Raw genomic sequence first — 12,606 nt, 5'->3', positions numbered from 1 at the left:
TCGCACCGGATGCACACTCGTGATCGTCACAGCGGCTGGCCCGCCCGGTCGGTGACGATCACCGCAGCCGCAGGGGCCATCTCCCGCACCGCGGCCACACCGGGATCGTCGGCCCCACCTCCGACGAGCACGGCGGCCTCCAGGCCGGTCGCGCCGCTGGACACCGCCGCGGCGAGCGCGGCCTGCAGTGCGGTCAGCGGCAGCGCCGCCAGCCCGACAGGCGCTCCCGCATACGTGCGGCCGTCGAGGTCGCGCACCGCGGCCCCGCTGGTCGCCTCCGCCCGGGCCATCGCGCCACGGGCGAGCACCACCAACTTGGCGTCCTCGGCGTCGAGCTCACTCATTCGCTGTCCTGTTCGTCGTCCTCGGGTTCGGGCTCGACCCTGCTGACCAGCACCGTGCCGATGCGGACCCGGCCGCGCGGGTCCGGGCCGCCTTCGGCGCGCAGGAGCAACCCGTCCCAGTTCACCTCCGCACCGGGCAGGGGCACCCGGCCCAGCTCGAGCGCCAGCAGGCCGCCGACGGTGTCGACGTCGAGGTCGTCGTCGAAGTCGACGTCGTAGAGCTCACCGAGGTCCTCGATGGACAGCCGCGACGACACCCGGTACTGGTTGTCGCCGAGCTCCTCGATGGGAGCGACCTCGTCGGTGTCGTACTCGTCGGCGATCTCCCCGACGATCTCCTCGAGCACGTCTTCGATGGTCACGAGCCCGGCGATCGCGCCGTATTCGTCGACCAGCAGCGCCATGTGGTTTCGGTCGCGCTGCATCTCGCGCAGCAGTTCGTCGAGTGGCTTGGAGTCGGGCACGAAGACCGGTGCGCGCATGACCTCGGCCACCGAGGTGTCGCGGCCACCGCGGGTCGAGTAGTACGTCCGCTGCACAAGGTCCTTGAGATAGACGACGCCGACGATGTCGTCGACGTTCTCCCCGATCACCGGGATGCGGGAGTGCCCGCTGCGGACCGCCAGGGAGGTGGCTTGACCGGCGGTCTTGTCACTTTCGATCCACACCATCTCGGTGCGGGGCACCATGACCTCACGCGCCGGGGTGTCGCCGAGTTCGAAGACCGACTGGATCATCCGGCGTTCGTCGTCGGCGACCACGCCGCGCTGCTGGGCCAGGTCGACGACCTCACGCAGTTCGATCTCCGAGGCGAACGGGCCGTTGCGGAAACCGCGTCCGGGAGTGACGGCGTTGCCGATCAACACCAGCAGGCGACTCAGCGGCAGCAGCAGCACCGAGAAAGCCTGCAGGGGAAGCGCCGTCACCAACGCGATGGTGTAGGCGTTCTGCCTGCCGACGGTGCGGGGGCCGACGCCGATGACGACGAAGCTGACCACCACCATGATCGCCGCGGCGGCGACCAGGCCCCAGGTCACCCCGAGGTGGCCGTCGAGGTAGGCGGCGAGCAGCACCGTGGCACTGACTTCGCAGGCGATGCGCAACAGCACGATGAGGTTGATGAACCGGGGTCGTTCGCCCATCACCCGCATCAGCCGCACCGCGCCCGGTCGCTCGTCGCGCACCAGCTCTTCGACGCGCGCCATCGACACCGTGCTCAGCGCCGCGTCGGTGGCGGCGAACAGTCCGCCGAAGGCGACCAGCACGATGGCGCCGATGAGTTGTCCCAGGCCGCTCACAGCTGGTCGCGTTCGACGATGTCATCGAAATAGCGGGACTTGTCGAGCAGCCTGCGGTCCTTCTCGGTCTGGCGGTCCAGGTGATAGGCCTGCACCTGTTCGGCCACCCATTCCTCGAGCAGCTCACGCTGCAGCGCGAACATCTCTTTTTCCTCGTCCGGTTCGGCGTGGTCGTACCCGAGCAGATGCAGCACTCCGTGCACGGTGAGCAGGGCCAGTTCCTGGCCCAGCGAATGTCCCTGGTCGGCGGCCTGCTTGCCGGCGAACTCCGGGCAAAGCACGATGTCGCCGAGCATGGCCGGCCCGGGTTCCGGCGCGTCGGGACGTCCACCGGGCTCGAGTTCGTCCATCGGAAAGCTCATCACGTCGGTCGGGCCGGGCAGGTCCATCCAGCGCATGTGCAGGTCGGCCATCGCCGCGCTGTCGAGCAGCACCATCGACAGCTCCGCGGCAGGGTTGACGTCCATCTTGCGGATCACGAATCGGGCGACGCTGATCAGTTCCTCTTCGGAAACGTCGATGCCCGATTCGTTGGACACCTCAATGCTCATCGTGCGCGCTACCGCCTCGGCCGACCGGTCGGGCCCGACGCCCGGCGTTGGGCCCGGTTCATCAGGGTCGGTTCCTCGGAGCGCGCGTAGGCGTCGACGATCTCCGAGACCAGTCGGTGCCGGACCACGTCGGCGCTGGTGAGCTCGGCGAAGTGGATATCGTCGATGCCGTCGAGGATGCGCATCGCCGCACGCAATCCCGACGCTGCCCCACCGGGCAGGTCGACCTGCGTGATATCGCCTGTCACAACGATTTTCGAGCCGAAACCGAGCCGGGTCAGGAACATCTTCATCTGCTCGGCGGTGGTGTTCTGCGCTTCGTCGAGGATGATGAACGCATCGTTCAGGGTGTTGTGGGTCAGCAAGAAATCTTCGGTGACATACAGCGAATCTGCTGCCGCGACGCGGATGCAGACGGCTTCCTCTGTGCCAACCGGCTCGATCCGATCGATGAAGCGCATCGGTCTGCCACCACCGGTGGCATCGTACTTGGCAAGCTTGCGCGGCAGGCGGAACGGAACAACGCCTTCGGGGAGGCGAATGTCGAGCATGTGTGCATCCGCGATGTGGTGCACCTCGCGCCCGCGGGCCAGCCCGGGCTTACGTCCCAGTGCCTTTCGCGTGCGGCGGTAGACCACGCCCCCCAGCGAGCGAACCAGGAATGTCACATCCTCGGCAAGCTGGAGGGACGCCGTTCCGAACTGGATGCGGCAGGTGCGGTTTTCCTGCGTCACCGGCCCGCCGTCGCTGTCCAACAGCCCTTGCAGAACGGCAAGCCGCACCTCTGGCGCATTGGCGAGATACTCGAACGGCACGAACTTGTCATCCGACTTCGTCCCTGCCAACGACAGCCGACGTAGACCTTCCGTCAGCGGATTCTTGGATCGCCCGCCTCGTCCACCGCGACCGACCAGAACGTAGTCGATTTCTGACTTCCGCCGCACGATGATGCCGGGTACGAGCCGCTGCAGCGCCTCCGCGAGTTCAGGATCGGTAGTCGCAAAGCTGGGCGAGGTGCTCAGCGATAGGCACCCGTCGCCCAACAACAACCCCAATGCGTAGGGATCGATCGGCACTGGTTCGGGCTCGAAAGCGACTGGAGCACTCAACAGCGGCAGCTCGTAGCGGTGATAATGCGCCGCCCTGAGGTTGCCGATCATCTCCTTCGTCTCCAGCACTCGCATCGGCTTACCGCGACGCTTTCCGTCCCTGGTCTGCACTGCCCAAAGGTGGTCGCCCGAAGCAAGTGTCGAGGCACCGTCCTGGGTATGCACCCGATAAATTTCTTTGAATCCTTGCAGGTAGATGCCCAAAACCTCGGTTGGTCGGCCGTCGGAGCCGATGACTGCATCCCCTACCTTCAGGTCCCCGATCGCCCTGAAGCCCCTGGGTGTCAACACGCGAGTGGACAATGGCTGCGCTCGGCCACGCATGTACGCCAGCGGCGCCACCTCGATCACCCCGGCACCCATCAGCTTCGGGATCAGCTCGGGATCCATCATGTCGTGCAGGGCGTCGTAGAGCGGCCGCAGGTACGGGTCGATCTTCTCGCTCAGTGTGCCGGGCAGAAAGCCCAGACGTTCACCGGCTTCGACCGCGGGCCGGGTCAGGATGATCCGGCTGACCTGTTTGGTCTGCAACGCGCTGACAGCCTTGGCCATCGCGAGATACGTCTTGCCGGTGCCGGCCGGGCCGATGCCGAACACGATGGTGTGGGCGTCGATCGCATCGACGTAGTGCTTCTGGTTCAGCGTCTTGGGCCGGATGGTCTTGCCGCGGCGCGACAAGATGTCCAGGGTCAGCACTTCGGCCGGGGAGGCTTCGGCGGCGCCGGTCAGCATCGCGACGCTGTGCGCGACGGCGTCGGGCGTCAGCCGCTGCCCGCTGCCGACGACCTCGACGAGTTCGGAGATCACCCGCTCGGCCAGCGCGACGTCGGCGGGCTCACCGGCCAGCGAGACGGCGTTGCCGCGGACATGGATGTCGGCGGCCAGCAGCCGCTCGAGAGCACGCAGGTTTTCGTCGGAGGACCCCAGCAGGCCCATGACCAGATCGGGCGGAACTGTCATGCTGCTCCGGACTGACTCCGAGGCGGCGTTCGTCTCGCGGGGCGTCACGTGGAGTTTTCTGCCTGCTTCCTGGGTTCTGGGTCGGGTCAGCCCAGTTTAGCGCCGTGCCCCGTCACCACCCAATGCGTATTACCGGCGCCCTGCCGTCGAGCCCGCGGGCGTGCGAAGCGGCCGGTTGCGCACCACCTGTGGCCACCAGAACCAGCGGCCCAGCAGCGTCGCGATCGCCGGCATCATGAACGCCCGCACCACGAAGGTGTCGAACAGCAATCCGAGCCCGATCGTGGTGCCGACCTGCGCGATCACCCGCAGGTCGCTGACGACCATGGAGGCCATCGTGAGGGCGAACACCACGCCCGCCAGCGTGACCACGCTGCCGGTGCCCCCGATCGAGCGGATGATGCCGGTCTTGATCCCGGCGCCGATCTCCTCCTTGAACCGCGACACCAGCAGCAGGTTGTAGTCGGATCCGACGGCGATGAGCGCGATGATGGACATCACCAGCACCATCCAGTGCAGTTCGATGCCGATGATGTGCTGCCAGATCAACACCGAGACGCCGAACGACGCCCCCAGCGACAGGATCACGGTGCCGACGATGACCAGCGAGGCGACCAGGCTGCGGGTCAGCAGCAGCATGACCATGAGGACCAGGGTCAGCGCGGCGAGGATCGCGATCATCATGTCGTAGCGGGACCCGTCGGACATGTCCTTGAACGTCGCCGCGGTGCCGCCGAGCTGGATCTTCGCGTCCTCCAGCGGCGTGCCCTTGAGCGCCTCGATCGCGGCGATCTTGATCGGTTCGACCCGCGCGAGCGCCTCGGGTGAGGTCGGGTCGCCGCGGTGGGAGACCAACAGCCGCACGGTTTTGCCGTCGGGTGAGAAGAAGCTCTCCATCGCCTGCTGGAAGTCCTTGTTCTCGAACACCTCCGGTGGCAGATAGAACGAGTCGTCGTTGTTGGCCGCGTCGAACGACTTCCCCATCGCCGTGGAGTTCTGGCTCATCTCGTCCATCTGGTCGTAGAACCCGCCCATGGTGGCGTAGGTGGTGAGCATCATGTGCCGCATGCTCTCCATGGTTTCGATCATCGGCGGGAACGTGGCCAGCATCTGCGGCAGCAGTGACCGCATGGTCTCCATGTTCACCAGCGCCTTGTCGAACGAGTCGGTCATGGTGCTGATGCCGTCCATCGAGTCGAACAGCGACCGGAAAGTCCAGCACATCGGGATGTTGTAGCAGTGCGGTTCCCAGTAGAAGTAATTCCGGATGGGGCGGAACTGGTCGTCGAAGTTGGCGATCATGTCGCGGATCTGATGCACCGTCTGCTGCATGTCGTTGAAGTCGTCGATCATCACCGTGGTGACGTTCGACAACTGCGTCATCAGGCCGTACATGGTGCGCATCGTCCCGATCGTGCGGGCCAGCTCGTCGGCCTGGCTGCGCATGTCCTCCATGCGGTCCTGCATCAGCTTCATGTTCTGCTGCTGGCCGACGCCCTGCATGCTGATCAGGAACGGGATCGAGGTGTTCTCGATCGGGGCGCCGTCCGGGCGGGTCGGCGCCTGAACCCGCGCGACCCCCTCGACACCGAACACGCGTTTCGCGAGACGGTCCAACACCAGGAAATCTGTGGGGTTACGCAGGTCGTGGTCCGCCTCGACGAGCAGGACCTCCGGGCTCATCCGGGACAGCGAGAAGTGCTCGGTGGCGGCCTGCAGTCCGGCGTTCGCCGGAATCGAGTCCGGGACGTAGCGGGTGTCGTCGTAGCTGGTCTGATAGCCGGGCAGCGCAGCCAGCCCGATGAACGACAGCGCCAGCGACGCGACGAGGATGGGTCCGGGCCAGCGGACCACCATGGTGCCGACGCGACGCCAGGCGCGGATCCGCATGGCGCGCTTGGGTTCGAGCAGATTGAACCGGCTGCCCACGGTCACGATCGCCGGGCCGAGGGTGAGCGCGACGGCCATACCGGCCAGCGTGCCCACCCCGCACGGCACACCCATGCTCTGGAAGTAGGGCATGCGCGTGAACGACAGGCAGAACATCGCGCCGGCGATGGTCAGACCCGAACCCAGCACGACGGGTGCCGTGCCGTGGAACATCTCGTAGTACGCCTCTTCGTGGGTGGCGCCGGCGGTTCGGGCTTCCTGGTAGCGCCCGACCAGGAAGATCGCGTAGTCGGTGCCCGCTGCCACGGCCAGCGAGATCAGCAGATTCGTCGCGTACGTCGACAGCCCGATGAGCTCGTAGTGCGCCATTGCCGCGACGACGCTTCGTGCCAGACCGAGCTGGACGAGGACCACCACGAGCAGGAGCAGGACGGTGGCGATGGAGCGGTAGAAGAACAGCAGCAGCACGATGATCACGCAGAAGGTGACCAGCAGCACCAGCGCCATGCTGCTCTCGCCGGCGATGTTGACGTCGGCGGTCATCGGCGCGGGCCCGGTGACGTGCACCCGCACGCCGGGCGGGGGCGGTGAATTGGCGACGATGTCCCGCACGGCCGCAACGGCCTCGTTGGACTCGGCCTCGCCCATGTTGCCGGCGAGGTTCAGCGTCGCGTACGCCGCGCGGCCGTCGGAGCTCTGCGCCGCGGCCTCGGTCAGCGGGTCACCCCAGGTGTCCTGAATGTTGCGGACATGCTCGGGTGCCGCCTCCAGCTTGTCGATCAGCTGGTCGTAGTAGCCGTGGGCGTCGTCACCGAGGGGCTGCTCGTTCTCGCTCTCCAGCACGATCAACGCGACCGAATCCGACTCGGACTCCTCGAACAGCCGGCCCATGTCGGACATGGCCTGCATCGACGGCGCATTGCTCGGGCTCATCGAGACCGAGTTCTTCGCGGCGACGACCTCCAGCTGGGGCACCAGCACGTTCAGCGCCACGAGCAGCAGCGTCCAACCGAGGATGATGGGCACGGCCAGCCGCCGGATCCACCGCGCGAGGAACCTCGGCCGGCGCAGCTCTTCGCTGCGGTTGCCTGCAGCGTTCATCACGCCGCCTTCGTGAAGCAGTAGATGTAGGCGCTGACGTTGGTGATGGTGCGTTCGTCCTTGACCTCTCCGTCGGCGGTGATCCGGCATCCGATGAAGTCACCGTCGCCCTGCGCCACGACGTTTCCCGACATCGCCGGCGAGTCGGTCTCGACGTCGATCGACCACGGCAGAGCGGCACCGACGATCTGGTTGGGATCGCCTTCGGCGTCGACGTAGTTGATGTCGGCGACCGCGCCCGGCTCTCCCCAGACCTCGTAGCGCACGATCTTCGGATCGGAGGAGTTGCCGTCCTCGGTCATGCTTCCGCTGTAGGTCGGCAGCGGGTTGGCCGCGAACATGTTCCGTAGCCGCCAGACGGCGAAGCCGCTGACGACGAGCACGATCACCAGGACGAGCGGCAGCCACGCTCGGGTCAAACGGGTGAGAATCGGGGGTCCCTTCTCTGCTGGCCCACGGCCCTCGAGATACAGATCAGCTCAGAAGGGAAGGCTAACCTATCTAGCCGGAGGGCGGTGAGCTACCCCCGTCCCACCGCGAGGTCAGCACCCCCAGCGCGCCCAGCGCCACCGCCGCCGCCGTCGACGTCCGCAACACGGTCGGCCCCAACCGCACGGCGAGGGCACCCGCCTCGGTCAGCGCGGCGAGTTCCTCCTCGGCGACGCCGCCCTCCGGACCGACCACCAGGGTCAGCGACGCCGCTTCGGCCAGCGGCAGATCGGTCAGCGAGGTGGTGGCCGACTCGTGCAGCACCAGCGTGGTGGGGCCGGCCCCGGCGGCCAGCTCGGCCGTCGTGACGACGCCGTCGACGGTCGGGATGTGCGGGCGGCGGGACTGCCGCGATGCGGCCCGCGCCACCGCCTGCCACCTGCGCAGGCCTTTGTCGACGCGGGCGGCCCCGTCCCAGCGCGCGACGCAGCGCGCGGCCTGCCAGGCCACGAACGCGTCGGCACCGGCTTCGGTGGCCAGCTCGATCGCGAGTTCGGAACGGTCCGATTTGGGCAGCGCCTGCGCGACGGTGACGGTCGGTGACGGCGGCGCCACGACGCGGCGGTCCAACACCTGCGCGCTCAGCCGACCCTTGGCGACCTCGGTGACCTCGCAGTGCGCCACGGTGCCCGCGCCGTCGCTGAGGTCGAGTTGCTCCCCCCGGCGGGTGCGGCGCACGTTGGCGGCGTGGAAGCCCTCGTCGCCGTCGACGACGACAACGTCACCGACGCCGGGTACGGCGTCGACGTAGAACAGACTGCGCACTGCCGCTAGCGGCCGGTGAACGTCTCACGCAGCCGCGAGAACAGACCGCCGGCGCCGTGCGACGAGTTGTTCGCCTTGGCCGAGCGCACCTCGGCGGTGTCGCGGCTGCGTTCCTGCAGGGCGCGCAGCAGTTCGACGTCCTCATGGTCGAGACGCGAGGGCACCACGACGTCGATGTGCGCATGCAGGTCGCCGCGCACCCCGGAACGCAGGTGCGGCATGCCGTGGCCGCGCAGCGTGGTGACCGCGCCGGGCTGCGTACCCGCGGCGACGGCGATCTCCACCGGACCGTCCAGGATGGCGTCGACGGTCACACTGGTGCCCAGCGCGGCGTCGACCATCGGCACCGAGATGGTGCAGTGCAGGTCGTCGCCGTCGCGCACGAACACGTCATGCGGGCTCTCGTGGACCTCGACGTACAGATCGCCGGCAGGTCCGCCGCCCGGACCGACCTCGCCCTGCGAGGCCAACCGCACCCGCATGCCGTCGCCGACTCCGGCGGGGATCTTGACGGTGATCTCGCGGCGGGCACGCACGCGACCGTCGCCGGCGCACCGGTTGCACGGATCGGGGATGACCTCGCCGACGCCGCCGCACACCGGGCACGGCCGGGACGTCATGACCTGCCCGAGCAGCGAGCGCTGCACGGTCTGGATCTCCCCGCGTCCACCGCAGGTATCGCAGGTGACCGGGGTCGAGTTGCCGTGGGTGCCCTTGCCGTGACACAGGTCGCACAGCACCGCGGTGTCGACCGTCACCTGCTTGGAGATCCCGGTCGCGCACTCGTCGAGGGTCAGCCGCATCCGCAGCAGCGAATCCGAGCCCGGCCGGACGCGGCCCACCGGACCACGCCCGGCGGTGCCGCCGCCGAAGAACGCCTCGAACACATCGCCCAGGCCGCCGAAGCCGGAGAAACCACCGGCGCCGCCACCCGCGGCCGAGGCCAGTGGATCACCGCCCATGTCGACGATGCGCCGCTTCTCGGGATCGCTGAGCACCTCGTAGGCGGCGCTGATCTCCTGGAAGCGGGCCTGGGCACCCTCGTCGGGGTTGACGTCGGGGTGCAGTTCACGCGCCAGCTTGCGGTAGGCGCGCTTGATCTCGGAGTCGCTCGCACCCTGGCTCACTCCGAGCAGCCCGTAATAGTCGCGTGCCACGCTTGTACCTTCCCACCCGTTGACTCGACGCTACGCCGGTCAGCGGTTACCTAAGACTTCGCCAATATAGAGAGCAACAGCGGCGACGTTGGCGATGGTTCCCGGATAGTCCATCCGTGTGGGACCCAACACACCCATACCGCCGAACACCTTGCCCGAACTACCGTAGGCCGTGCTGATCACCGAGGTGCCGGCCATCTGCTCGGCCTCGGTTTCGTGCCCGATGCGGACGGTGACCTTCCCGGCCTCCTGCTGCTTGGCCAGTAGCCGCAGCACCACCACCTGTTCCTCGAGCGCTTCGAGCACCGAGCGTAACGAGCCGCCGAAGTCGGCCGTGTTGCGCGTCAGGTTGGCGGTGCCGCCGAGCATCAGACGTTCCTCGCTGTGCTCGACGAGGGTCTCGACCAGTACCGTCGCCGACCTGCCCACCGCGTCGGCCAGACCACCGCTGCCGTTGAGGTGAGACGCCAGGTCGGACACGGCGATCGACGCAGCGGCCAGCGGCTTGCCCTCCAACGCCTGGCCGAGCAGATCACGCAGCTGGGTCATCTGCGTGTCATCGATCGTGTCGCCGAGTTCGACGATGCGCTGATCGACCCGGCCCGAGTCGGTGATCACCACGAGCAGCAGCCGAGCCGGGCTGAGCTGCACCACCTCGAGCCGCCGCACCGACGACGTGGACAGCGTCGGGTACTGCACGATGGCCACCTGGCGGGTCAGCTGCGCGAGCAGCCGCACCGCGCGGCGCAGGACGTCGTCGAGGTCGACACCCGATTCGAGGAAGTTCAGGATCGCGCGACGCTCGGCGCCGGACATGGGCTTGACGTCATCGAGGCGGTCGACGAACTCCCGATACCCCTTCTCGGTGGGGACCCGGCCCGAACTGGTATGTGGCTGGGCGATGTACCCCTCGGCCTCCAGGACGGCCATGTCGTTGCGGACCGTCGCGCTGGACACCCCGAGGTTGTGTCGCTCCACGAGCGACTTGGAACCGATGGGCTCCTTCGTGGCGACGAAGTCGGCGACGATCGCACGGAGCACTTCGAAACGACGGTCATCGGCGCTGCCCACTGTTCACCCACCTCTCGGAATGTGTCCTGGTCGCGTTCATTTTACGGTGACGGTGGGCCTGGGCACCGACCGAGCGGCCCGCGTCGCCGCCGCGGCCGGGTTACTGTGCAGGCCGGGGTTGACCACGCAGGGGCACGGGGCGAGCGAAGGCACGGCGATGATCTTCAAGGGAGTCCGCGACGGCCGACCCTACCCCGACCACGGTCTCACGCATCGGCAGTGGGCGCAGATCCCGCCCCGTCAGATCCGCCTCGACGAGTTGGTGATGACGACCACGGTGCTGGCCCTGGACCGGTTGTTGTCGGAGGATTCCACGTTCTACGGCGACCTGTTTCCCCACGCCGTGCGCTGGCGCGGGGACATCTACCTCGAGGACGGCCTGCATCGCGCCGTGCGCGCCGCGCTGCGGAACCGCACCGTGCTGCACGCCCGGGTGTTCGACATGGACCCCCGCTGACATCGTGGGGCGTACCCCGCACCCGGACAATGGTCGTCGTGACGGGACGGTCTTGTGAGCGGGCGATCTGAGTGACCGGACGCGACGTCGTTGCCACCGCAGAAGCCGTGCTGGCGTTGATGGAAGCCGACGAATTCGGTGATGTCGTCGACATGGTGGCGCCCTCGCTGCGCGAGTTGGTGTCGGCTGAATCGCTGCGTGACTCGTGGCGAGAGCTGAGCGCGACGCACGGATCGGCCGTCCAGATCGGTACACCGTCAATCGAACCGGCGGGCGCGGACCACACGCTCGTGAAGATCGGGGTGACGTGTGAGCGCGGCGCCTATGCCGTGCTCATGGTCATCGACGGATCCGGGCGACTGCACGGCCTGCAGTTCGCCCCGCCGGGGGCGGCCGAGCCGATGCAGCCGTGGGAGGCGCCGCCGTACGTGGACCCGGCCGCTTTCACCGAGCACGAGGTCACTGTCGGCGAACCGCCATGGGCGACGCCGGGAACGCTCAGCCTGCCGCAGCCGCCGCGACCAGGGCCGGCCATCGTCCTGATCGCCGGCTCCGGGCCGTCCGACCGGGACGTCACGATGGGCCGCAACAAGATCTTCCGGGACCTCGCGTGGGGCCTGGCGAGTCGCGGAATCGCGGTGCTGCGCTTCGACAAAGTGACCTACGTCCACCGCGACACCATCGACGTCCGAGCATTCACCGCCTTCGACGAATTCGTGCGGCCCGGGGTCGCGGCGGTGCGCCTGCTGCGCGAACACCCGATGGTGGACGGCGACCGGATCTTCGTCCTCGGGCACAGCCAGGGCGGCACGATGGCCCCGCGCATCGCGGCTGCCGAACCGTCGGTGGCGGGGTTGGTGTTGCTCGCGGGCGCCACCGAGCCGATGCACCGTTCCGTGCTTCGCCAGGTTCGCTACCTCGCCACCGTGCACACGCCGTCAGCCGACCCCGAGGCCGATCCGAGCGTTCAGACCATCACCCGACAGGTGGCGCTGATCGACGACCCCGACCTCTCGCCGTCCACTCCGGATCACCTTCTGCCGCTGGGTGTTCCAGCGCCGTACTGGCTCGACCTCCGCGGTTACGACCCGGTGGCGGTAGCCGCGCAGCTCGACTTGCCCATGCTCATCATGCAGGGCGGTCGTGACTACCAGGTCACCGTCACCGACGATCTGGCCGGCTGGCAGAACGGCTTGGCTGACCCTGACAACGTCACGATCCGGGTCTACCCCGCAGACGACCATCTGTTCTTCCCCGGATCCGGCCCCTCGACCCCCGCAAGCTACGAACCGGCACAGCACGTCGACGAAGCCGTGGTCACCGACATCGTGCGATGGGTCGACGGCACGACGCGCTAACCCGCAGCTGTCCCGGCGTTGTTTGCATTCGTGCGGTATGCGACGTGGTGAGCTCG

Annotated in this window: 10 protein-coding genes and 3 pseudogenes; 2 read left to right on the top strand and 11 right to left on the bottom strand. The window is 67.8% G+C overall.

All coding sequences use genetic code 11. The features are described from left to right. Positions 1-26: 26 nt before the first annotated feature. From ACEWX3_RS11325 to hrcA, 11 genes and pseudogenes are all read right to left on the bottom strand, one after another. Positions 27-344, bottom strand: a complete 318-nt coding sequence (locus ACEWX3_RS11325) for a cytidine deaminase (RefSeq protein ID WP_152517762.1) — start codon at positions 342-344, stop codon at positions 27-29. Further along, positions 341-1,642: a hemolysin family protein gene (locus tag ACEWX3_RS11320; protein ID WP_221358555.1), complete on the bottom strand. Its 1,302-nt coding sequence runs from the start codon at positions 1,640-1,642 to the stop codon at positions 341-343. The genes ACEWX3_RS11325 and ACEWX3_RS11320 overlap by 4 nt, the downstream gene beginning before the upstream one ends. Then, positions 1,639-2,193 (bottom strand): rRNA maturation RNase YbeY, encoded by a 555-nt coding sequence (gene ybeY, locus ACEWX3_RS11315; RefSeq protein WP_152517764.1) that lies wholly within the window; start codon positions 2,191-2,193, stop codon positions 1,639-1,641. The genes ACEWX3_RS11320 and ybeY overlap by 4 nt, the downstream gene beginning before the upstream one ends. Positions 2,194-2,201: 8 nt before the next feature. Continuing rightward, a pseudogene (locus ACEWX3_RS11310) lies at positions 2,202-2,543 on the bottom strand (PhoH family protein); the annotation flags it as partial. A gap of 267 nt (positions 2,544-2,810) precedes the next feature. After that, positions 2,811-3,353: pseudogene (locus ACEWX3_RS11305) on the bottom strand (LAGLIDADG family homing endonuclease); the annotation flags it as partial. A 261-nt stretch (positions 3,354-3,614) separates the two neighbouring features. After that, positions 3,615-4,310, bottom strand: a pseudogene (locus ACEWX3_RS11300) (PhoH family protein); the annotation flags it as partial. A gap of 81 nt (positions 4,311-4,391) precedes the next feature. Beyond that, complete coding sequence (locus tag ACEWX3_RS11295) at positions 4,392-7,253, bottom strand: RND family transporter (RefSeq protein WP_374159452.1); 2,862 nt, start codon at positions 7,251-7,253, stop codon at positions 4,392-4,394. Next, positions 7,253-7,672: an MmpS family transport accessory protein gene (locus ACEWX3_RS11290; protein ID WP_207064951.1), complete on the bottom strand. Its 420-nt coding sequence runs from the start codon at positions 7,670-7,672 to the stop codon at positions 7,253-7,255. The genes ACEWX3_RS11295 and ACEWX3_RS11290 overlap by 1 nt, the downstream gene beginning before the upstream one ends. Before the next feature lie 82 nt (positions 7,673-7,754). Beyond that, entirely contained in the window at positions 7,755-8,507 is a 753-nt protein-coding gene (locus ACEWX3_RS11285; protein WP_374159451.1) for a 16S rRNA (uracil(1498)-N(3))-methyltransferase, read from the bottom strand. Positions 8,508-8,512: 5 nt separating this feature from the next. Further along, the gene (gene dnaJ / locus ACEWX3_RS11280) at positions 8,513-9,664 is read right to left on the bottom strand and encodes a molecular chaperone DnaJ (RefSeq protein WP_221358550.1); all 1,152 of its coding nucleotides are present in this window, start codon (positions 9,662-9,664) and stop codon (positions 8,513-8,515) included. A gap of 39 nt (positions 9,665-9,703) precedes the next feature. Beyond that, entirely contained in the window at positions 9,704-10,735 is a 1,032-nt protein-coding gene (gene hrcA, locus ACEWX3_RS11275; RefSeq protein WP_207064948.1) for a heat-inducible transcriptional repressor HrcA, read from the bottom strand. A gap of 157 nt (positions 10,736-10,892) precedes the next feature. Between hrcA and ACEWX3_RS11270 the strand changes: the two genes are divergently transcribed. Together ACEWX3_RS11270 and ACEWX3_RS11265 are read left to right on the top strand one after the other, a co-directional pair. Then, the gene (locus tag ACEWX3_RS11270) at positions 10,893-11,192 is read left to right on the top strand and encodes a type II toxin-antitoxin system VapB family antitoxin (protein WP_152519777.1); all 300 of its coding nucleotides are present in this window, start codon (positions 10,893-10,895) and stop codon (positions 11,190-11,192) included. 71 nt (positions 11,193-11,263) lie between these two features. After that, complete coding sequence (locus tag ACEWX3_RS11265; RefSeq protein ID WP_374159450.1) at positions 11,264-12,550, top strand: serine aminopeptidase domain-containing protein; 1,287 nt, start codon at positions 11,264-11,266, stop codon at positions 12,548-12,550. The last annotated feature ends 56 nt before the right edge of the window (positions 12,551-12,606 follow it).

This window comes from Mycobacterium sp. G7A2 (genome assembly GCF_041902445.1).
Classification (GTDB): domain Bacteria; phylum Actinomycetota; class Actinomycetes; order Mycobacteriales; family Mycobacteriaceae; genus Mycobacterium.
Note: the sequence above shows the minus strand (reverse complement) of the source record. Positions and strands in the feature narration are given on the sequence as shown.

Bases quoted from the DNA above. Each gene is read 5' to 3' on its own strand.
- ACEWX3_RS11325 (WP_152517762.1), bottom strand. From the start codon at position 344: ATGAGTGAGCTCGACGCCGAGGACGCCAAGTTGGTGGTGCTCGCCCGT.
- ybeY (WP_152517764.1), bottom strand. From the start codon at position 2,193: ATGAGCATTGAGGTGTCCAACGAATCGGGCATCGACGTTTCCGAAGAG.
- ACEWX3_RS11295 (WP_374159452.1), bottom strand. From the start codon at position 7,253: ATGAACGCTGCAGGCAACCGCAGCGAAGAGCTGCGCCGGCCGAGGTTC.
- ACEWX3_RS11270 (WP_152519777.1), top strand. From the start codon at position 10,893: ATGATCTTCAAGGGAGTCCGCGACGGCCGACCCTACCCCGACCACGGT.